Below are 22,509 nucleotides of genomic sequence, written 5' to 3'. Positions count from 1 at the left end.
GCAATCTATTGTAAAGTATGCCGTTCGAAGATTAGAGAACTTAGGTTACTCCGTAACAATTGCCGCTAACTCCTAGCTCCATTCCCCAGACGCTTTAAAAAATGATTAAGTGGCGTCTTATTTAGTGCGGCCTTTTTCTGATACTCCGGATTTAATTTTCATGGGAGCTCAACGTATTTTTGAGGCGAGTTTTTTCAATATGTCGATAAACTTCTGCTTCGTTTCGTCTTTCTAATGTTAGTCTATATAGTTGTACAACTTGCGTTGCTACAGATTCAATATCTCTATCTATTTCTTCTAGTACATAAGATTCCAATACTCCCATTGTAGCGGTTCCTAAAAACTTCAAAAATATTTGTTTATCGATAATTGGATGCGAATCCTCATTAATCTTTTTACTTATTTCCCCTATAGTAAAAGACAATAGTTTTTTGCGAAATGATGAAGCATCTTTACTTTTAAACAATGCGGCAAAAAATGATTTATGCTGCTCAAAATAAGTAAACCATAATATCGAACCTTCTATGATCCCTATATCTTTTTTTTGATCACATACTTCTCGCAATTGCGCGATATGGTCGTCCACAATCCGATCTAACAGATCATACTTATCCATGTAATGCAGGTAGAATGTTTTTCGACCAATGTTGGCTTTCTCTGTAATATTTCTAACCGTAATCTCGTCAAACCCTTCCTTAACTAACATTTGCAGAAAAGTCGATTGAATAGACTGTCGAGTCTTTAAAATTCTTCGATCAATTTTATCCATACAGCGGTCCACCTTTATTTTATACACAATGAAATCAATTTGTGTATTAATACATTTATTGCGTAATGTGGTTATTGAATCAGCTTCACCTTTATTTTAATGTAAATATACACAAGGCAATTAATACGCACAAGTGTATTTTATTCATGAAGGTGGTTTTAACTGTGACATTTACTCAAAAGAAAGTAACATTTCATGCACATGGGCTGCGAGTGGCAGCGATTCTAAATGTACCTGAACATGCTGAGGAAAAGAAACAAAATCCGGCAATAATTTGCGTTCATCCGGGCAGCAGCTGTAAAGATCAGACGGCGGGCATATATGCGGGGAAACTTGCCGAGCTAGGATATGTAACGATCGTATTCGATGCATCCTATCAAGGAGAAAGCGAGGGCGAACCTCGTTATGCCGAATACCCGGCTGCACGCGTTGAGGATATTCGATGTGCGGTTGATTACTTAACTACACTAGATTATGTCGACGAAAATCGTATTGGCGTGTTAGGTGTTTGTGCAGGAGGCGGGTATGCTGTAAATGCTGCAATGACAGAGCGTCGCATCAAAGCAGTTGGCACAGTCGTCGTCGCGAATATCGGTCGCGGATATCGTGAAGGCGATTCCATCAAAGTTTTAGAGGAAGTTGCTAAACAACGCACTGCGGAAGCACGCGGAGCTGAACCTAATGTTATTCAATGGATTCCTAATAGTCATGCCGAAAGAGAAGAAGCCGGTATGACTGATATCGATCTTGTAGGAGCGGTTGATTACTACAGAACGCCGAGAGGTCAAAGCCCTAACTCTCCAAACAAATTGAAATTCACCAGCATAGACTCGATAATTGCCTTTGATGCTTTCCATTTAGCGGAAAGTCTGCTGACTCAACCTTTACAAATCATTGTTGGTGGTGTACAAGGAGCGTTTGGTTCATACAATGATGGCCATGAGCTTTACAACCGAGCAGCTTCTGAGACAAAAGATTTGTTCGTTATAGAAGGGGCAAGCCACTATGACTTGTACGACAGGCCAGAGCCAGTGAGCAAAGCCGTTGAAAAATTAGGTGCTTTCTATCAAGAAAATCTTTAGTAATACTTCAAATGATGGTGCCTAAAAGAAGACACCCTTCAATATTTTGGGTATTCGGATTATGTGGTGGAAAAGGGCTTATAATTCGCCTTTCTCCAATTTCCAAGCAGGGTTGCTTCTGATGGTTCACGAAGAAGGGCGGCATTTCATACCACTTCAAACCTATATTTGTTACTTCAGAACTTTTTTGTCTACTTCAAAACTTATTTGTCATCCAACAAAAAAAAATATTGGGAGACAAATTAGTTTTGAAGTGCTAAAAGGCAGCAAACTCAAGGGTTATCTGCCTTTTTCATGAAAATAAAATGACAAATAGAGTTTTGAAGTGGTTGGAACGACGAAAATGATTGAAATACAAATTAGTTTTGAAGTGCTTCTTACAAAATATCAAAAAGGCTGATCCTCCACCAGAGGACCAGCCTAATTTCATTTACTTTATGTAGTTGTCTAACTAGTAGAACTAGACTCACTCTGTTCAGATTTAGACTTTAATTTAACGTGTCCAATAGCGACTTGATATCAGGGTTAAGATTTAGAGCGTTAAGGATGATTTGCAGAGCTTCCGCACGGGAAGAATCAGCTTTAGGATCAAACTCAGATGAGTCTTTACCATCAACTACCCCTGCTTGAGCTAGTTGTTTAATTGCATCAGCGGCGTAGGAGTCACTTACGTCACCAAAGTTACCTTTGGAAGCGTCTTTGCTTACTGCACCGAGGTTAATTACTCGGGACAAGATGACTGCCATCTCTTCACGGGAAATTGTTTTGTCTGGTTTGAAAGAACCATCTTCGTATCCACCAATTACCCCAGCTTTAGCGAGAGCCTCGATAGCACCTTTTGCCCAATGGTTACCTACGTCTGACAGGTCAGCATTGCTAGTACCAGTCGAGATGGCGAATACGCGAGTAATGATGGATGCGAACTCCGCACGAGTGATTGGAGCATCTGGTTTAGCTGTTCCATCTTCATAACCTTGAATGATACCAAGTTTCACGAAAGTTTCAACAGTTTTCTCAGCCCAATGACCTTTTACATCAGAAGGTTCTGGTGTAGGCGTAGGGTTCGATTTGTGCTCTTCAACTTGTCGCTTGATAACATCAACTACACTCTTATCGGCTTTAACAACATCGGAGTTAAAGATGTCCTTAGGAGCCTGAGGCTTAGTCTCAGGTGTTGTTTCTGGCTTCGTTTCAGGAGTTGTAACTGGTGGAGTAGTAACGCCACCACCGCCACCGCCAGTGTTGTTATTGTTGTTATCATTATTCTTAGGAACAGGGACGACCGTTACGTTGATCGTTACGGATTGACCTTGCAGTGTAGCCGTGATTGTCGCTGTACCAACCGCTACCCCTAAGGCTTTGCCGTTGATATAGTCAAGGATCGCAGAATTAGAAGTTGCCAAGGAAGCAATTTGGTCTGCTTGGACAGTAGTGTCGTCTGACATATGTGCCACGATGTTCAAGGAAGCTTGTGCGCCTACTTCAACAGTTACGTTTTGAGTTGCAGTCAAGGAAGTTACAGTCGCAACATAAGGTGCTACTGTTACGTTGACTGTAGCGGATTGACCTTGGTAAGTCGTAGTGATTACGGAAGTACCATTCGCCACCCCAACAATGTGACCGTTGACTACCGTTGCTACTGAATTATCGGAACTTGTCCAAGTGATATCTGCTTGTGCTACTGGTAGCGATGAAGAATCAGAGAAATGTACTTGCGCCGTAACATCAGCAAAGCCACCAACGTTCATAGTCGCCGTTTCTCGGGAAAGTTCAAGACCCGTGATTGTAGGTAATTGAGGTAACGCAGGAATTACCAAGATCGGCACTGCAACTGATTGACCACCATACGTGATTGTTACCACTGTCTCACCTAGTGAGATACCGTGAATTTCAGTGGAAGCTAATTGGAAACTAGCTATGTTCGGATTAAGGAACGACCATGCTAAGTCCGTGTCAATGACCGCTGTAGTTGCATCACTGTAAGTTGCAGTTACAACTGGTTTAGCTACAGAACTATGTTCAATGATCGTTAGAGTAGTTGGACTAGCTGTCAAGCTAACAACCTTAGGTTGCTGTTGAACTGCCGTTACGATTACTGGCACATTCGTCGATTGACCACCATAAGTAATCGTAAGTACGGTAGAACCTACGCCAAGACCGAGGACTCCCCCATTCGCTACTACAGCAACCGTTGGATTATCAATTGCCCAAGTCGCATCTGCAAGAGCGATGGTTTTCGTGGATTGATCAGAGTAAGTAGCTACCAAGACCGTAGTCGATGTAGCACCGACTCCTACCGAGATCGGGTTCGGTGTTACCGCTAAGGATACGACTGTAGGGACTTGGGGCTTTGCGTTTACCACAGTGACACCAAAAGTCCGCGTGAACCCTCCGTTAGTTGCAGTGATGATTGCAGTTCCATTTGCTACCCCTGTTACGACACCGTTGGTGTCTACCGTTGCAACTGTCGGGGCAGAAGAAACCCATGATGTTGTTGGGTTGGACGGGATTGAAGGTCCAATGCTCATCAGAATATTTGCAAAGGCTTGACGAGTTTGGCCAACTTCAAGGTCTGCTTCATCGAATGCTACACTCAAACCAATCGGCATCGGAAACATAATGTTCGGCAAAACATTGATTATCAATGGTGCTGTTTGACCATTGTACGTGAAGGTTGCTGTTGTATTGCCAACCACACCTCCGCTTACAATACCTTGTGCATCAATTACCGCAATACCTGGAGGTGAATAAGACCAAGTACCAAGAGCTGTTACATTTTGAGTTGAACTATCGGAGAAATGCGCTATTGCGATGATCGGTGGCGCCGATGGCATACCTTGAATTACACCTATAGCAGGTTGGCTCAATGTTACACCAGTTAAGGTAGGAGCCGCATTTTGACCTTGGTACAGTGATTGAGCAAAGAAGGTAGAAGCGTCTGTTCCACCGATAGCAATTTGCGCCAGTGAACCCGTTGCAGATGATGTCAGGGTGAACGTGTTAGCAGAAGTCAATGAAGCTACAATAGCTACGTTATAAGCAGTTAGTGCCGTATTGATGGCTGTTACAACATCATCCATATCATCTAAATTTGTAGTAAGGTTGATAGGCGCTGTATTTTCACCATCACTAATTGTGAAATACTTGTCACGATCAATAATGTCGTAACCCGATGCAGATGTGTTGTTGAAGAATGTAGAAACATCAGTACCAGATAGAGTCAGGACAGCAGAATTTCCAGTGTTATTGGAGATAATTCTAAATACTGTCTCGTCAACATACTCAGTGTAGATATTCGCACCAGTCAAACTCAATTGATCTTCGATATCGGCTAACAATGCCGACATGTTTACATAATTTTGATCAAGCACGACTGTACCGAAACCTGCACCATTCGTCACGGTGAAAGTTTTTGAGTTACCATCACCGAAATCCAAGCTAGAAATAACATTACTTTGGAACACTGCAGAACCTGCAGGTAAATTAGCAAAGCTGAAGTTTGAAACAGATTTACTAACCGCTACTGCAGGTTGAGCTGTTACCACAACATTCGCAGATGCGATTGGTGCTGCTACTGCGCCAAATGCGGAGAATACCAGGGATGATGCGATGATGCCCGAAATTAACTTTTTAGACGCTTTGTTACCTGACATGAAGATACTACCTCCTGATGGTAAAATGTATATTACGCTATTTACATAGTACAGCAGTAATATATGGATAATTATACCTAGTTCCATTTTACCATAAATTTTGCTTATATGTCATATAAACTCGAAGTCTGTCTAAAATTTTAACAATGGTTTCCATGATATCATCTCCATCTGTCACGAATACAATATCTGCATTCTTGAACTGACTTCTTTCCACAACTATGTTTGTACTCTTTTATTAGGAGCCTTTAGGATTAGTACCAAAAATCCTGTCCTTTTACCAACACAAAAAAGAGGACCATCAGGTCCTCTTTTGATTAAAGATTGTACTAGTTTCCTAACACAATTCTTTTAGTAATAACTGCTCAAGTTCACTATCCTCATGGATAAAGTCACATAAAGATATGCGTTCTCCTTTGAGATATTTCATGGTATGCCCACCTAATAAAGCCTCAAGTTCCAAAAGCTTCTGCCATGCCTCCGTTTTTTATTATTAATATAAATGAAAAATAAATCTGTTGGATGACAAATATGTTTTGAAGTGCAAAAAAACAGCAGACTCAATGGTTTGCTGGTTTTTCCATGAAAAATTAATATCAAATAAAGTTTTGGTTGACCTCATATTTCGAAAGGAAATGTAAACATTCAGAAGGGACCGTTCCAACAAGATGCGGATGGCCCCTTCCCATTATCAATATTAACTGTTTCTTTATTTCACACTAACCCACTTGAGCTCGAACTCTGGACCGCCTACAGGAAAGAAAAAGCCTTCAACACTAGGTCTTTTCACGTATGGACGGCTTCGGAAGTAAAGAGGATATACCCCAGCGTCGTCAATGATGATTTTCTCTGCATCTACCATTAACTTGGCGCGTTTGGCCGGGTCTGCTTCAGTTTGTGCAGCCTTTACATTCTTATCATAGTCGGGATTGCTATAATCACCTTCATCAAACGATCCACCCGTGATAAACATATCAAGGAATGTCATTGGATCGTTGTAGTCGGCACCCCAACGGGATTGAACAATGTCAAAATCATGACTGTTGGATAGAGCCAGACGCAACTTATGAGGAACCGGATTCACCTCAACTTCAAAACCCAGATTTTGTTTCCATTGTGCAGCAATAAATTCTAGACCTTTTTTGTCAATTTCAGCATCATCGCCAAGGAGTTTTAGCTTCGGAAGGGCGGTCAGATTCATTTCCTTCAGACCCTCTGCAAATAATTGTTTAGCTTTAATGGCATCGAATTTACTTTGTACTTCACCAGCAGTTTTGCGGAAATCTCCGCCAGCTCCATCGGACGTACCGTTAGGTACAAGTCCTGCTGGGGAAACGAAAGTGCCCGTGCTAACAGTATCAGCGTAACCATCACGGTCGATAGCCATCCCTAAAGCTTGGCGGATTTTCTTATTCGCTAGAGCTGGAACTTTTTTCTCTTGGAATTGAAGATATCCATTCGTTAATTCCTTTTTAATGAGAAGATCCGGCTTACCTTTGTATGGAGGAATTTGATCTCCTCTAATCAGAGCAAGATCTGAAGCGTTAGTTTCATATAGATTTAAACCTGTATTCGTATCTTTAACTATGTTGAGCGTGGCTTTGGTCAATTTAACGTTAGCCGCATCCCAATATTTATTATTCTTTTCGAGTACAATCGTTTGTTCATGATCCCATTTGGTTAATTTGAAGGGACCGGCGCCAATAACTTTATCGGCATCAGCACCATTTTTATCACCTTGAGCTTTCACAAAATCTTCTCTTTGCGGGAAAAAGATTGGAAAAGCAAGAAGCTCTGTAAAGAAAGTTACAGGCCTTGATAAAGTAATTTCCAATTGCTTATCCGTGACCGCCTTTACTCCAACAGCATCAAGCGCAACTTTTAATTTTTCAGGACTATCTGCCGCAAGCGCCGTTTCCCCCCCTTTAAGCCATCCTACCATGAAGCCATAAGGAGCTTTAGCAGCAGGATCCAAAGTGCGCTTATAAGAATATACGAAATCTTGCGCCTTTACCGGAACGCCGTCAGACCAATTGGCATCGCGAATGTCTATCGTATATGTTAAACCGTCAGGGGATATCTTAGGGAAATCCTTGGCAAGACCCGGTTGTGCTTTACCGTCTTTATCAATACGGAACAAACCTTCGTTAACAGCATTCATAATCGTGAAAGAAGCTTCCGAATCTGCAATGGAACCATCCAGAACCGGCGGTTCCGCAATAATGTTCATCGTAACTTCCTGAGGTTTGGATGGCGCTGCAGATGTTTTGGCTTCACCGGTTGCTGTTGACGGCGACGGCGAATCTTCTTTTTTGGTACAGCCGATAGCCACACTTCCTACTAGTGCTAATGCTAACGCAGTGGAAACCCACTTTTTCGCTTTCATAAAATTCCTCCTTAAAATATGCACTTCTAAGGTGTTTAAGTGCACCACCTAACATACACCTAACACAAAAAACCAAAAACCGAAACTTAATCTCAATTTCATGTAATATATTATGACGTATATGAAGCATAATATATGATAAGTGCATCTGTCCAGTGTTAATTTACCAATGTTAAATTATTTCAAGTAACTACCTTTTACTAATCACTCTCCTCCGATTGAGAACCACTTTCTCTGCTAGAGTTTTGTACTTTTTTAACCGCATAAGAGAACTATCTTTATACCTCCGGTCTGAAATCAAGGCAGTCTGCTTAAAGTAGCTGCCCTTTATTTAAAACTCCTAAAGCAATATTTTATTCATAAAATCTTCAAACTCAACTTCGTTAATGCACACCATTTAAGCTGCCCCCGGTTGCAAACAGCCGGTTAATTCGCTTTTCAATTGACGGATCTGAGACAAGCGGTGGGGCGTGATGTGGTTTCGTCCGAGCGTCGATAATGACGTTGTCACACCCCCAATGCTTAAACACAAAACCGTCATTCACCCCATATAACATGGGACGGATTGCTTCGGGTAAAGGTAGTCTACAAGAAGCTGGTTAATGACGCACCGACAAAGGTGCTATCGTCACAAAGTACGATCAGAGGACATTCCAACATTGCCCCGCGTGCGCCGATTGCTTCCGATAGTTCGCGAAGTTGCTTGTTGGCATCTGCGTAATTACTGAATGACGGTCCCCCGAGTGAAACGACACCCGGGAGGATGAGCCTCGGGTTGCCATAATCCCGAAGTCCCATAAGCTGCTAAAGTCAGTCCATTGAAAAGGGGAAATCAAACACGTCTAACAAACTCGCAACTGCAGGACCTGTCAAAAAGAAGTATTCAATAGAAAGTCGAATAGCACATCCTAATCCAACCCAAAGAAACATGGCTGGATGTTAAGGTGGTATTAGATATTTCAATCCACGCACCCTATGCAGGATGTGACACTAACGGGAATCATTGAAAAGAATGTAATAGGCGTTCACCCAATAGATTGAGTGAACGCCTACTTTACTTCAAAACATAATTTGTTACTTCAAGACTTTATTTGTCGCCTTAAAAGTTTATTGTCTACTACTTCAAAAGCAATTTGTCATCCAATAAGAGGCGTTTTTGATTACCCTGATAATCAACCATAATATTAACTCAGACAAAATAAGCTTTCACCCAGAATTGAGTGAACGCATCTACTTCAAAACTTTATTTGTTACTTCAAATCTTTATTTGTTACTTCAGAACTTTTTTGTCTACTTCAAAACTTATTTGTCCTCCAACAAAAAAAATGTTGGGTGACAAATAAGTTTTGAAGTGAAAGAAACCAGCAAACTCAAGGGTTTGCTGGTTTTTCTTTTAAAATCGATTTACAAATTAAGTTTTGAAGTGGTGTTTTCCGGTATAAAAACTGAATTACAAATAAGTTTTGAAGTACTTCTTACAAACCGTTTCGCCTACAATCTCTTTCAATCGTTCCCCGTTAGCCGTACCGTTTACATCTAATCGATCTATCGATAATCCGTCTTTATAACCGTTTAACATTGACCATTTAACAAATACCTCGAAATCTTTCCATTCATCACATACTGTTATCCCTCTTCCACCATATCTATCATAGATTACGATTTATGGTATGTAAGTCAGAAGGGCACACGAATTAGCTGCCAAAAGGGTAAAGGTGTAATATATTAGCATTCTACAAAGGCTCAGGTTTACCGAATTATTTAAGCTAGTCTGCCCGTTAACCATCGATCCAGTCTAAAACTTTATTTTCGACGATTCTTATATGAGAAGTCAAATAAAAATGAAAAAAATCCGTTTAAAGCCATCTCACAGGCTAAAAACGGATTTTTTTGCTATAAAAGCCTTTTAAATTGTTCACAAAGCGACTAGTGGCTAGCTTGTTTAGTTTTCTTTAACTCTGGTAGTGGTTTTTTGAATTTTGAATAAACTCTTTCTTTTCTTATTAGTTCGTAAAAATCAGAGTCGCTTAGCATTTCATTCTTGATCGGTGTACTAAATAACTCAATTATATAATCTGCGGGGCACTGTTCATATTGCTCACTCAATTTTTCCTTATTCAATTGCAGATTCCCCATTCCAATTTTTCTTATCATCTAGTATCCCCAGATAACTAAGCTATATACAAGTCTTCAAAATTATAATAGATTAGACAACAAGGAGAGCCCCCGTATCAGTTATTAGTACCCCCCATGACGGATTCAACACTTCCATTACCAATTAACTGCTCAATTTTCCACTCCATTCTTCGCATGTATTCAACCATTTGAGAAAGTGTTTTCTGAGTTACAAAACCTGGTATCGTACTCTTTTCAACTTCAGTAATTTTTATAAAGGTATCACTTTGCCACTCAAAGTCAGAGCACCTTTTATTTTGATATTTTATTAGTAAGGATAAAAACATTTCCCAACATTAAATCCTACCTTTGACGGTGAAAATCGTGAAAATGATGCACTTAATACTAAACTCGCAGAGTTCCGTTTTGAAGATAATATGATTTGCCCTGACTATCTTCTAGAGTGATCAGTCCCTGTCCACGAACATAACGTGCTTTTAATGTTACAGCCCCATCTACAATATTAGCTTCGCCAATTATCTGATCACCATCACAGTAATACCGAGTGGTTTGCCCATTCTCAGTCCATTCATAAAGCAACCCGTCTCCGTTGTATCTGTATGAAACATTCCCAACGTCAGTCAGTGTCACATTGGTTAATCGATCTCGTTTATCAAAATTTCGCGTTGAGTCAGGACTTTCAAATGGCTTATCCGTTGACATGCTGTTTCGGTTTCCTCTGTTATCGTATCCATAACTTTGGTTAAACTGATCTGAAGTGGAGATGCGATTCAAGGAATCATAGTGAAAATTGTTTGTTATTGCTTGATCGGTCCACGGTTGTGAATTCTAACACTATTAGGCGGGCAACCAGAAAAAGAAGAACCGCCAAGCGATGGTCGCAAGGCGGTAGAGTGGTATTTTTGATTAATTGTATTTACAAAAAATTTTATGCACTCTTTCTTCTATGTCCCAGAATATATGTGTTATTGGGTCTTCTAAATCCTTTTTGCACTCACTCATTAATTTATTATTTAATGGGTCAATAACATATTTAGTTCTGATTAATACCTGGGTCAAGTTGTACATAATTAAACCTGTCAATAACTTTGGCAGATCTTCCCGTAAAACATAATTATCAATAAAACTGTTTAAAATTGAGTTATAGCGTTCAACTGCTTCAAAGTAAATAGAACCGTCAGAATCATATTTTTGTAAAAACTGTTGCATGATTTTTTTTAATTCCTGATGAAATTCATCTAATTCGTTATCGTTAGCTACAGGAAGAATATCATTGTAACCAAGCAAGTCTATTAAATGGTTACTTAAAACCAATAAATCATCAAGCATACACTTGTCCTGTTACACTATCCTCCCCAACAAACCGTCCCATACTCGGATCATACCATCTAGCCCTCAAATATTGCAGTCCAGTCGTGCTGTCCTGCATTTCACCACTATACTTAAACGACTGTGGCAGATTCTCCTGCTGGCTGACGATGTTACCCCATATGTCATACTGGTACGAATTAAGCTTTGTGGTTCCTGTACTATCCATCAAGTTTACCACGTCACCGTGTCCGTTTTGAAGATAATACGATTTACCTTGTTTATCTTCACGAGCTATTAAGCCTTGTCCACGAACATAACGTGCTTTCAGTGTTGCAACACCACTTACAACATTAGCTTCCGCAATGACCTGGTCACCATCCCAGTAGTATCGAGTCGTTTGCCCGTTCTCTGTCCTTTCATAAAGCAACCCGTCTCCATTGTATCTGTACGAAACATTCCCACTGCCAGTCAAAGCCACATTGGTTAACCGGTCACGCTTATCATAAGTACGGGTTGAATCAGGACTTTCAAATGGCTTACTCGTTGACATGCTATTTCGGTTACCTCGGTTATCGTAACCATAACTTTCATTAAACTGATCTGAGGTTGAGACACGATTCAAAGGATCATAGTGGAAGTTGTTTGTAACCGCAGGATTGCTTCCCTGTTGCTCCGTTCTTGTTTCTTGATTTCCATTGTTATCATAAGAATAAGCAAATGCATTTATTACTGTATCATCTGACTTTTTCTCAGTTAATGAACCAATCCTTAAGCCATCATAAATAAACTCTGATGTATTTCCATTCCTTTGTGTGATCTTCTTTAACAAATTGTTGCTAAAATAGCTTAACCAAGCCTATCTTTACCTTACGTTCAAATTCATTGTCATTGTGTAGTGCAGCGGGCGGGAACAATAAAAAGATGAACCGCCAAGCGGTAGTCGCAAGGCGGTCAATAGTTACATCTTACCAGTATTTCGATGCTCCTTTAATTCTGTTATAAAGATCATCACATGCTTCTGCTTCTGAACTAAAAATTTTTAAATCACTTTTTATTCCTCTCTCACTGTAGTAGACTTCCCAACTAGTGAGAGTTTTTCCGATACACCACTTTTCTCCTGGTAGTCCACCTTCCAAGGAGTAACAAGAAGCAGGAATATTCTCATCTTTAAAACGTTTAAGGAGTTCTTTTTTTGTCATTTTAACTACTTCACCTCCCTTAACACTCCTGATTCAATTAAATCCTTCACAGAATTTGGAAGTAGATACTGGGTACCGCCACCAGGTTGACCAAACCATGGTGCAATTCTACCTGATTTTACTTCCAAAGAATTAACGACTTCATAAACATGATAAGGTTTATCAGACTCATAACTAGCGGGTAACGCCCTCTGTGCAAATGGAGTACCTTGTGGAGAAACAAAACTACCACCCTCATATCCATAACGGTCAACCAACGTACCAGGGGAGAGAGTAGTTGTTTCTGCTTCCCCATCAAAGCCCATATTCGGTGGCCATTCGATTTCTGGAGCTGAATCTTTCTTATTACCAAAAAAATATTCCCATGCTTTCCTTGCACCAGTCGTAACTAGACCCCAGCCTGCTCTTGCTCCGTTGGCAATAGTTGCACCAGAAGATGCAACGCCTCCTGTAACAAAACCAGCACATTGAGAATCAGTGGCACATCCTACTACAGTTTGTGAAATTCCAGAAGGGTCACTAATATGAGGGGCGCCTTTATTAAAATATTGCTTTAGTTGCCCATTATCATCATAGTAGTACTCACCATTATGAATTTCATCTTTTGTGTACCCAGAACCGTTTGTCCTTCCACCATCTTGATCACCCGAACCATCATTGCAGCCACCAGGGTGTGAGTAGGTTTTGTCGCCAACACTTGCAGTACACCAGTGTCCTGTAGGGTCAACATTCGTTAAAGGATTGTTATAAACATAAGTAAATCTATTTTGACTCAACGGATTTGTCACAGAACCGCCAAAAGTATCCTCCCCAACAAACCGCCCAATACTCGGATCATACCATCTAGCCCTCAAATACTGCAGCCCAACCTTATCATCCATCATCTCACCGCTATATTTAAATGGCTGTGGCAAGTTCTCTTGTTGGCTCACAATATTTCCGAAGATGTCATACTGGTACGAATTCAGCTTCGTCGTCCCCGTACTATCCATCAAGTTTACCACGTCACCGTGTCCGTTTTGAAGATAGTACGCTTTACTTTTGTTATCTTCGCGAGATATAAGTCCTTGTCCACGTATATAACGCGCTTTTAGTGTTGTAACACCACTTATAACGTTTGCTTCCGCAATAACTTGGTCGCCATCCCAATAATATCTTGTCGTCAGTCCGTTCTCTGTCCGCTCCCAAAGCAGTCCATCACCGTTGTATTTGTAGGACACATTTCCACCGCTAGTTAAAGTTACATTCGTAAGACGATCTCGTTTATCGAAGGTCATTGTCGAGTCAGGACGTTCAACAGGGTTACTTGTCGACATGGTTGTACGGTTACCACGATTATCGTATCCATAACTTTCGTTAAACTGATCTGAAGTTGAGATACGATTCAAGGGATCATAATGGAAGTTGTTTGTAACAGCAGGATTACTTCCCTGTTGCTCAGTTCTAGTATCCTGATTTCCATTGTTATCATAAGTATAAGAAAAAACATTTATTACTGTATTATCTGACTTTTTCTCGGTTAATGAACCAATCCTTAAACCATCATAAATAAACTCTGAAGTAACTCCATTCTTCTGTGTAATCTTCTTTAACAAACTATTGCTAAAATAATTATATTTGGCATAATAATCCGAAGTATTACTATTGTTTAGAAAGTCAGATGATGGAGCAACAACATCTAGTCTATTACTTGAATCATAGTGATAATACGTATTAGACCCAAATGGATCGTTCATCATAAACCGGTTGCCTACAGCATCGTAGTCATAATCAATCGTTTTTCCATCTGGATAGGTCTGAGTATTTAAAATACCTGTCGATTTATTATAACTATACGAAGTAGTACCTGTGCCATCACTCATCTCTGTTCGTCTGCCAGCTAAATCATAACTGAAACCGATCGACTCTTCAGATTCCTCCGGCATCGCCCCACCGTTCTAACCCAATTCCATTTGTAATGATATGCAGCGCTTGTTCTCTTATTTCCTGAAGCAAACAATTCTTATCCAGTTGCAATTGAGACAGAACGAGATATAGTATCGGGCCATCATCCTCATCATCCGTTACATCCTCAAAAGCTTCCAAGACTCTCTCAGTAGCCTGAGTAACATCTAATCCCTAGGCTATAGCATCCTCAAACTCTGACTGAATATCGAATGTTAGATCATCGTCCATAATTCCTAATCCCCAAGCTCCCATTTGCCTACCTCCTCTTACAGTAGATGTGATTCTCCACGAAATATCCTGTGAATGGCTCGGCCTATGCCTCCGTAACTTACCAAGCCTGAGCCTGTCCACTGGAGAGGCTCATCCTGAAGCACTTCGCCATGTAGATTATAAAATTTCTCTGACGTTTTGTGCCAAAATCCAAAGTTAACATCTAGTTCATCCTCAGTGATTCCATTGTTCCCAATCATTTCAAAATATCCTTTCAGCCACCCTTGGTGATTCGTTACCATAGGAGGAAATAACAAATCATTAGGACTTAAAACATCGGGCATTATTTTGTCAGCAGATTGTTTTTTGTAAATGTACACCAAATTCCCACCATTAACAAAAGGATCTTTACTCGAAACATTAACCTTAATAACCTTACCGTACATGAATAGATTATCTTGAGGCTGTAGGATGAAAACATCCCCTTCTAGTGGCTTTTTTCTTGAACTCTTCATTTTAATTAGCTCAGTGAAATCCTATCTTTATTTTTGTCCTTCATACCATTCTTGTGCCCAGTCTATAGCAGCACGATACCATATACGTCTCTGTACAATGTGCCTTGTCTTACGCCTGTCGCTGGAAAGCTTTGGATGTACCGCTTTAACGGTCTTCTTATGCTCCATATGCTTTATGTTTGGTCTTACCTTGCTTCTGCTCCCCTCAAAATAAGCTTGTATGCTCTCTGACATATCATCGGTGATAAGGCTAATGCTGGATAAGCAGTTTAGTACAGCATTCTACCAGGCGGAACGCTTTGAGTTCAGTGTTAAGTGCATCAAGTTACAATTACCGCTCATACTTTCTGAGCGCTTATCTGTGTTGTTAGTGATAAATCGACGGATAAAGGAAGAACCGCCAAGCGAAGTTCGCAAGGCGGTTGTGGATTTAATTATTTAATGTAAGTTTTATTACTTGATCGATGTCATTAATTATCTTAAACAAACTGTATGAACTTCGTTTTGGATTACCCCAAAAGCGTGTTACATGTAGCAGAGGCGCAACGGTGATTTGTTTACCTGCAATGCTCCCTATAACAGTTGTTTGTTGTCTTTCATCCCACCTCCACTCACCATTAAATTGATTTATGGTTACTTCACCAAAGTATATGCTTGATTCAAAAATATACTCCCAATCAACATCGTCCCTATTACTTTTCTGTGTTTCTATGTTTCGTTCCAGTATTAGTAGAGATTCAATGGAAAAATCTAGTTTTTGTTCAGTTGCAAATCTTTCAGCTCTTTGCTTTTTATTATCAACTGATAATAAAATCTTACTTGCATCAGCGGAGGGCTTCAATATAGGAATACTAAGTATATCTAAACATTCAATCCCTTTTTCAATAATTAAATTCTTAAGAATTTGAAGAGTAGACTCCAATGACCTCTCATCACTGAATCGCCAAAATCCTCTATCAAGATATTTAGAATCTAGAATCAACTGACTACCATAAACAATATCCATCTCGTTTAATGAAGTAGAAAATTCAATTCGAATACAATTTAAATCGAATTGACTTCTAGTGAATGTAATATATTGATGGAAATCATCCTTTTCTTTACTATATCTCCATGAGAGGCTATCCTTTTTACCAATAAAATTGAATCCATATTTCGAAATTTCTGGTGATACTATTTTTTCAATCGCTTTTTTAATGTTCATTTGCTAATTCTCCTATTAAAGATAAATATTTAAGGTATAGCTGGAGACATACCTGCGGGTATTTCTGGTAATGTTACTCTTGGCATTACAGGTACATCAACATCTGTTAATACAGGAACTAATACACGTACTTTAGATGTTTTGCCTTCGTTTTTATCAACTAATTTATAGTATATCATTCCAGGGTCGCTTTCATAAGTATAAAGAGCAATTTCCTTCGTTTTATACTCTGGGGGATAGAATAACCGCAGTCCATTGGGATTCCATGTCGTTCCATCTACAGTTATGGTGTCGGGATCTGAGTTATTGAATCCTTCAACATATCCTCTTAATTGTTCTTTTCCTAATTCGTTATATTTTGTATTAGGATTGTAAGTAATTGGCTTAAGTTCATATACTTCTCTAATAGAACCAATGGTTAAGGTCATATCAGCTCTTCCCCAACCTGAGGGGTTACTAGGAACAGGAACAGCAACTTCAACATCTGCCAAGTCACCAAATTCGCTTTTGAAGTAAGTCTCAACAATAGAATGAACAATTATTCCCTCGGTAGCTTTCCCCGTAGTTTTTCCGTTTTCTATTATGTCTCTTCCAATGTCATCTTTTGAATCTAAGGTCTCCCTTGCTTTGTTACTGGAGTCATCACAAGCGCCTGGATGAGACCAATTACCATCCTTAGACGTACACCAGTGTCCTGTAGGATCTATTTGTGTAAGCGGGTTGTTCTCAACGTAGATAAAGCGATTTTCAGATAATGGATTATTAATTTGCCCTTCATAAGAATCCTCCCCAACAAACCGTCCGATACTCGGATCGTACCATCGAACCCTCAGATATTGCAGCCCTGTCGTAACATCCTGCATTTCGCCGCTATACTTAAACGTCTGCGGCAGATTCTCTCGCTGGCTAACGATGTTCCCGAAAATGTCATACTGGTAGGAGTTTAGCTTTGTATTACCTGTACTATCCATCAAGTTTACCACGTCACCATGTCCGTTTTGAAGATAGTACGCTTTACCTTTGTTATCTTCGCGAGATATAAGTCCTTGTCCACGTATATAACGCGCTTTTAGTGTTGCAACACCGCTTATAACATTTGCTTCCGCAATAACTTGGTCGCCATCCCAATAATATCTCGTCGTCAGTCCGTTCTCTGTCCGCTCCCAAAGCAGTCCATCACCGTTGTATTTGTAAGACACATTTCCACCGCTAGTTAAAGTTACATTCGTAAGACGATCTCGTTTATCGAAGGTCAATGTCGAGTCAGGACGTTCAACAGGGTTACTTGTCGACATGGTGGTACGGTTACCACGATTATCGTATCCATAACTTTCGTTGAACTGATCTGAAGTTGAGATACGATTCAAGGGATCATAATGGAAGTTGTTTGTAACTGCAGGATTGCTTCCCTGTTGCTCAGTTCTAGTATCCTGATTTCCATTGTTATCATAAGTATAAGCAAAAACATTTATTACTGTATTATCTGACTTTTTCTCGGTTAATGAACCAATCCTTAAACCATCATAAATAAACTCTGAAGTAACTCCATTCTTCTGTGTAATCTTCTTTAACAAACTATTGCTAAAATAATTATATTTAGCATAATAATCCGAAGTATTACTATTGTTAAGAAAGTCAGATGATGGCGCAACAACATCTAGTCTATTACTTGAATCATAGTGATAATACGTATTAGACCCAAATGGATCGTTCATCATAAAACGGTTGCCTACGGCATCGTAGTCATACTCAATCGTTTTTCCATCCGGATACGTCTGAGTATTTAAAACACCTGTCGATTTATTATAACTATACGAAGTAGCACCTGTTCCATCCCTCATCTCCGTTCGTCTGCCAGCTAAATCATAACTGAAACCGATCGACTCTTCAGAGACTGGGTTCCATGATGAATCTGTAATTTCTTTCTTAACTACAAGGTTTTTATTATCAAACGTGTATTTAAAATAATTCAAGTTGCGATCAATTAACCCTACCTGATTGCCATTCTGATCATAAAAGAACTTTTCAATTTTGCCGTTAGCATCAGTCGTTTGAATCAATCTGCTAATCTCATCATATTTCTTCAAGTCTGTTTTTAAATCCGGATATGTAACTTGCAGCAAATTTCCAAGACTATCATATTGGTATGATGTAGAATCATTTTTAGCGTCCAAGACACTGATAAGGAGCCCGAGAGTATCATAACTGTATGTTGTGGTATTCTTTGTTGGTTTCCTATTATCTGTCGCTGTAAGCAAGTGCCCGGCATAATCAAACGTGAACCAGCCTAGAGGTGTTGTTATAAATTTAGTAGTCTTAGTGTCTTCATCTACAACCTTCTTGGTTTCTTCCTTACTCGTAACACGACCGGCAACATCATAAATGTCCTTAGTGGAATACTCCTCGGCATCGGTACTCGTTTTGGTGTTAGCAATATCATCATATAGAATACTTGATGATGAGGCATCTGGATTCGTGATCATATTCTGACGACTCCATTGATCATAGCCATACGTAGTACGATTTCCTAAAGCATCTTCTGTCCAGGATAGCCGCCCATTTGAGTCATAATGATATTTAATTTTAGATTTGTATGTGCCAAGATCGTTTATTCCTGCATCTTCTTTTAATCCCAGTGGATTCCATTTAACTACTGACTGAATTCCCGTTTCATCAGTTTGTTGCATTTGATTCTGCAAATCATAATAATCTATCTGTGAATAGCTATTATCTGGGTGAATTACTCTCGTTACACGACCTATAGCATCATATACATAGTTAGTCGAGTTATTTCTTCCATCAATAAATGTCTTCAGTTGACCTGTGATTGTATTATAATCATATTGCTTATTTACAGTTGTTGATACACCATTCGCATCTGTCACTAAAATAGTTTGTTTTGTGGGGTAGGCTCCTAAATACGGAGCTGATGCATTGTATTCGGTTTGGACGGTAATGTATCCGCTCACGTCTTTTTTAACCTTTGTTTGTGTTGGATTGCCATAAGAATCAAAATTTTCATTTATGGTTTCTCGCAAGATAGGTCCTGATGCACTTCCATCTCGCACACGTAAAGTCGTTATATTTCCATGAACAGCATCACGGACATATTCCGTATACTGGGTTTGTGTTGATGAAACTGGTTTAGACATACCAACGAGTAGATGTGAAGTTGAATCATAAGTATAGGTTGTCTTTGCCGTTTCTCCTAGCACGTCTATAATACTCGTTACATTACCATAATCGTCATATGATTTTGACGTCGTAGTGATTCTTGTATCGCTGTTTCCAGTTTCAGCTTGTGTTACTTTCGTTGATAATGGTGAAGTCCATCTTTTCACCTCATCGTAGACGTAATCTGTTGTATTCGTGTACGTTTTTCCATTGTAAGAAGAATTGGATACCACATTCATGTTATAGAATACAGCAGGTGTATTTTCATCAATATAAACTTTTTTGTTTGTAAAAGTTGTTTCTGTCAACCCATCTTTGATCATTACTGTAAATGAATATGGCGTATCGTATGAACTACCCATATCGCTTATTGGATACGTAATGTCCTTATGATTATCAATTTCAGTGGAACCATCCGTTCTAGTAAATTGATCCTCACGTGATGTCACTCGATAAACTTGGTTAACTGCATTTTTCCCTGTGTATCGAGTTACAGCAGTGTTTTCATATTGGTATATCGATTTAGAACCTGTTGGATGTGTCACACCAATTAACAAGGCGTAAGGATTACTTGTATTTGGAGTTGTACCAACTAAATTAAATTGTGCATCTTTAACCGCATAATCATAGGTTATTTTTCTTCCTACAGCATCTTCAACTTGGCTGAGTAATTCTTTCCCGTTCTGAATAATCTTATAATAAGTGACGGTTTGGTTTCCTTTAGTTAAGAATACCTTATTAGGGCCATAAGTGATTGTAATCGTGTTTCCAATGGCATCCGTAATACTTTGTAGAACTGAACCGTACACGCCATCATTTGTGTAAGTAAAATTAATCGTGTTATTAAATGCATCTGATATTTGAATGAGTTGACCTTGAGCGTTAAAGTACTGACTGACTTTCTGAATGGACGTTAGTACATACGCGGCTGTTTGTCCATTTACTGAGGCTGTGCTCCTTGAAAAGGTAAGATCCTTCCACGTGTAGCCTACAAGATTATTTGAATCATCAATCTTATAAACGCCTGATCCTCCAAGATGAAGGAACTTACTAGTACCGCTGATTTCTATGTAAGAGATATTCCACGTCCATCCTTTCCCGAGAGGAAAGCGTCTTTCCTCATCGGGTTGTACAGTTCCATTCGTGATACCGTATAATACCATTTGGTTAAACTGAGAAGAACCGCTGTCATATGACCTGCTGAGCGTAAACCCTAGCCCGTTTCTGCCGGGAAGACTCATATCAGCTGCACCTGAGGATGAAGCTTTGCGTGACTTAGTTCGTGCTAGGGAAGACGCAAAGGAAGATTTGAATCGGTACAAGCAGCGGTTAGGAAAATTTCTGCTACGTAATCAGCTTGCAAATCCAGAGGGTTCTAGTCCTTGGACTCATGCTTACGAAGCGTGGCTCGACACTCTAAAGTTCGCAAACGACTGTCAACGTCTTGCTTACCAGGAATATCGGCAAAGCATATGGGAAACCAAAGAAAGAATTAAGAGGTATGAAAAGGAGATTGAAAGACAAGCGGAAATTAATATACAAGCACTGCTAATTCAAGCACTGCAAGCATTACGTGGTGTGGCTGTTCTTACTGCAACGACACTTGCATCAGAGATTTGCAATATTTTGCGATTCCCACACGCCTCATCTTTTATGAGCTATTGCGGCCTTGTTCCAAGCGAAAGTTCTTCAGGTGATGGCCGCTGGCAAGGCAAGATAACAAAGGCAGGCAACGCTCATCTTCGGAGAGTATTAGTGGAATCAGCTTGGAGCTACCGTTATAGCCCCGCGGTTAAAAGGAAGATGAGAGAACGTATTACCGGTCTACCACCAGAGGTACAAAGGATTGCTTGGGAGGCACAAAATCGTCTGCACAAGAAATTCAAAAGCATGATGCGGACGGGAAAACATAAGGGAGCCATCACCGTTGCTATCGCTAGGGAACTCGCAGGATTTGTGTGGGCGATTGCGAAGGAGATAAACAATGGTAGACAAAGCATTGCAGTATGAAGCAAAGTAGCAAGATTCGATATTAGAATACAAGAAAAACAATCAGAAGGAAGCGGTGATGCTGGGGCGAGATCATTTATTACCTCGGGGGCAAATCAGGTAAGGTGAAGAGAAAATCCGCGTAAGACTTTTGTGCAGCTCTTAGTGGCGAATGCCTGTAAATAGTTAGCGGTATACTCTTCAGACGTATGTAGAATGTGTGAGAATCCACGGATATCAGATTGCCAACCAGCGAATTGTTTTTGCCTCCGAGCTAATGAATGATCCACCCCTTCCGTCCCCTAAGGGGGAAACGCAGGGAGTACACTCCCTGCACCCGTTACTCGCCGTAAGGCAGGCCCGGCAAATGGAATGCCGGGGGACCTTAAAGTATGGAAAGACAGACTCTTATTTAAGTACGCCAAAAACTAGTGAGCAACAGAGTCGCTTGACAGGTTTCGTTCATATCAAAGTCTTAGACTGCTGCTGTTTTCAATTGAACTAACGTGTCCGTTACTTCAGCGGATAGCTCAGCTGCTTCCAATAGTACCCTTTAACGACGTAAGAATCTGTCGTACTTTGCTTACGATTTCTTGAAAAAGATGAAATAGACGGAGACAAACACCGCAACTATTCCGATGTTGACGATTAGCCGGGTCGCAAAGTGATGTCTTAAGTAAAGTATATCGACACTCACGATAACGGCGATCATCACCACAATGAACAGCACTCGAAACAGGTTCCCTGTCATTTCACTCATCCTCTCAGAGATATCTACCGTTGCTTCCTGCGTTTACGCCACCGTTACCTGAAGATAGGATGCAGTTGCATCGTTCAGGTCATCCTTTGTAACCCTCACAACCTTCTTATTAAGCCCTTAAATAGAATGAATATGATCGGTTTTATTGTACCATATATTGGAACTAACCTGCCC

15 protein-coding genes are annotated in these 22,509 nt (G+C 40.0%); 2 read left to right on the top strand and 13 right to left on the bottom strand.

The features are described from left to right. Positions 1–151: 151 nt before the first annotated feature. Positions 152–769 (bottom strand): TetR/AcrR family transcriptional regulator, encoded by a 618-nt coding sequence (locus O9139_RS01910; RefSeq protein WP_270877759.1) that lies wholly within the window; start codon positions 767–769, stop codon positions 152–154. Positions 770–915: 146 nt separating this feature from the next. On the opposite strand from O9139_RS01910, the gene O9139_RS01905 reads away from it, so the two are divergent. Next, entirely contained in the window at positions 916–1,851 is a 936-nt protein-coding gene (locus O9139_RS01905) for an alpha/beta hydrolase (protein ID WP_377523314.1), read from the top strand. Between the two features lie 488 nt (positions 1,852–2,339). On the opposite strand, the gene O9139_RS01900 is transcribed toward O9139_RS01905, so the two are convergent. The 11 genes from O9139_RS01900 to O9139_RS01850 all read right to left on the bottom strand — a co-directional run bounded on the left by O9139_RS01900 (position 2,340) and on the right by O9139_RS01850 (position 20,827). Beyond that, positions 2,340–5,504 (bottom strand): S-layer homology domain-containing protein, encoded by a 3,165-nt coding sequence (locus O9139_RS01900; protein ID WP_270877758.1) that lies wholly within the window; start codon positions 5,502–5,504, stop codon positions 2,340–2,342. A gap of 709 nt (positions 5,505–6,213) precedes the next feature. After that, positions 6,214–7,890, bottom strand: coding sequence for a peptide ABC transporter substrate-binding protein (locus O9139_RS01895; protein WP_270877757.1), 1,677 nt, complete (start codon positions 7,888–7,890; stop codon positions 6,214–6,216). 1,926 nt (positions 7,891–9,816) lie between these two features. Then, positions 9,817–10,044 carry a hypothetical protein gene (locus O9139_RS01890; protein ID WP_270877756.1) on the bottom strand — a complete coding sequence of 76 codons (228 nt, stop codon included), beginning with the start codon at positions 10,042–10,044 and terminating at the stop codon, positions 9,817–9,819. Positions 10,045–10,410: 366 nt separating this feature from the next. Further along, positions 10,411–10,728, bottom strand: coding sequence for a hypothetical protein (locus tag O9139_RS01885; RefSeq protein WP_270877755.1), 318 nt, complete (start codon positions 10,726–10,728; stop codon positions 10,411–10,413). A gap of 204 nt (positions 10,729–10,932) precedes the next feature. Next, positions 10,933–11,355: a hypothetical protein gene (locus O9139_RS01880; protein ID WP_270877754.1), complete on the bottom strand. Its 423-nt coding sequence runs from the start codon at positions 11,353–11,355 to the stop codon at positions 10,933–10,935. Continuing rightward, complete coding sequence (locus O9139_RS01875; RefSeq protein WP_270877753.1) at positions 11,348–12,166, bottom strand: RHS repeat protein; 819 nt, start codon at positions 12,164–12,166, stop codon at positions 11,348–11,350. Before O9139_RS01875 ends, O9139_RS01880 begins: the two co-directional genes overlap by 8 nt. Before the next feature lie 136 nt (positions 12,167–12,302). After that, positions 12,303–12,536: a hypothetical protein gene (locus O9139_RS01870; RefSeq protein ID WP_270877752.1), complete on the bottom strand. Its 234-nt coding sequence runs from the start codon at positions 12,534–12,536 to the stop codon at positions 12,303–12,305. Between the two features lie 5 nt (positions 12,537–12,541). Continuing rightward, positions 12,542–14,461 carry a glycohydrolase toxin TNT-related protein gene (locus tag O9139_RS01865; protein ID WP_270877751.1) on the bottom strand — a complete coding sequence of 640 codons (1,920 nt, stop codon included), beginning with the start codon at positions 14,459–14,461 and terminating at the stop codon, positions 12,542–12,544. A gap of 288 nt (positions 14,462–14,749) precedes the next feature. Further along, positions 14,750–15,208: an immunity 26/phosphotriesterase HocA family protein gene (locus O9139_RS01860; protein ID WP_270877750.1), complete on the bottom strand. Its 459-nt coding sequence runs from the start codon at positions 15,206–15,208 to the stop codon at positions 14,750–14,752. A gap of 430 nt (positions 15,209–15,638) precedes the next feature. Next, the gene (locus O9139_RS01855) at positions 15,639–16,412 is read right to left on the bottom strand and encodes a hypothetical protein (RefSeq protein ID WP_270877749.1); all 774 of its coding nucleotides are present in this window, start codon (positions 16,410–16,412) and stop codon (positions 15,639–15,641) included. A gap of 29 nt (positions 16,413–16,441) precedes the next feature. Then, positions 16,442–20,827, bottom strand: a complete 4,386-nt coding sequence (locus tag O9139_RS01850; RefSeq protein WP_270877748.1) for an RHS repeat domain-containing protein — start codon at positions 20,825–20,827, stop codon at positions 16,442–16,444. Here O9139_RS01850 and O9139_RS01845 point away from each other — a divergent pair. Beyond that, positions 20,772–21,596, top strand: coding sequence for an IS110 family RNA-guided transposase (locus O9139_RS01845; protein ID WP_333742438.1), 825 nt, complete (start codon positions 20,772–20,774; stop codon positions 21,594–21,596). The genes O9139_RS01850 and O9139_RS01845 overlap by 56 nt on opposite strands. A gap of 562 nt (positions 21,597–22,158) precedes the next feature. Here the strand turns inward: O9139_RS01845 and O9139_RS01840 are convergent. Beyond that, positions 22,159–22,326, bottom strand: a complete 168-nt coding sequence (locus tag O9139_RS01840) for a hypothetical protein (protein ID WP_270877747.1) — start codon at positions 22,324–22,326, stop codon at positions 22,159–22,161. Between the last annotated feature and the right edge of the window lie 183 nt (positions 22,327–22,509).

It is taken from the genome of Paenibacillus aestuarii (assembly GCF_027789125.1).
Lineage (GTDB): Bacteria > Bacillota > Bacilli > Paenibacillales > NBRC-103111 > Paenibacillus_E > Paenibacillus_E aestuarii.
Note: the sequence above shows the minus strand (reverse complement) of the source record. Positions and strands in the feature narration are given on the sequence as shown.

What these genes read in the sequence shown, in the direction of transcription:
- O9139_RS01860 (WP_270877750.1), bottom strand. Translation starts at nt 15,208, where the DNA reads ATGAAGAGTTCAAGAAAAAAGCCACTAGAAGGGGATGTTTTCATCCTA.
- O9139_RS01870 (WP_270877752.1), bottom strand. Translation starts at nt 12,536, where the DNA reads ATGACAAAAAAAGAACTCCTTAAACGTTTTAAAGATGAGAATATTCCT.
- O9139_RS01910 (WP_270877759.1), bottom strand. Translation starts at nt 769, where the DNA reads ATGGATAAAATTGATCGAAGAATTTTAAAGACTCGACAGTCTATTCAA.
- O9139_RS01840 (WP_270877747.1), bottom strand. Translation starts at nt 22,326, where the DNA reads ATGACAGGGAACCTGTTTCGAGTGCTGTTCATTGTGGTGATGATCGCC.
- O9139_RS01905 (WP_377523314.1), top strand. Translation starts at nt 916, where the DNA reads ATGAAGGTGGTTTTAACTGTGACATTTACTCAAAAGAAAGTAACATTT.
- O9139_RS01855 (WP_270877749.1), bottom strand. Translation starts at nt 16,412, where the DNA reads ATGAACATTAAAAAAGCGATTGAAAAAATAGTATCACCAGAAATTTCG.
- O9139_RS01890 (WP_270877756.1), bottom strand. Translation starts at nt 10,044, where the DNA reads ATGATAAGAAAAATTGGAATGGGGAATCTGCAATTGAATAAGGAAAAA.
- O9139_RS01850 (WP_270877748.1), bottom strand. Translation starts at nt 20,827, where the DNA reads ATGAGTCTTCCCGGCAGAAACGGGCTAGGGTTTACGCTCAGCAGGTCA.
- O9139_RS01885 (WP_270877755.1), bottom strand. Translation starts at nt 10,728, where the DNA reads ATGTCAACGGATAAGCCATTTGAAAGTCCTGACTCAACGCGAAATTTT.
- O9139_RS01895 (WP_270877757.1), bottom strand. Translation starts at nt 7,890, where the DNA reads ATGAAAGCGAAAAAGTGGGTTTCCACTGCGTTAGCATTAGCACTAGTA.
- O9139_RS01880 (WP_270877754.1), bottom strand. Translation starts at nt 11,355, where the DNA reads ATGCTTGATGATTTATTGGTTTTAAGTAACCATTTAATAGACTTGCTT.
- O9139_RS01900 (WP_270877758.1), bottom strand. Translation starts at nt 5,504, where the DNA reads ATGTCAGGTAACAAAGCGTCTAAAAAGTTAATTTCGGGCATCATCGCA.
- O9139_RS01865 (WP_270877751.1), bottom strand. Translation starts at nt 14,461, where the DNA reads ATGCCGGAGGAATCTGAAGAGTCGATCGGTTTCAGTTATGATTTAGCT.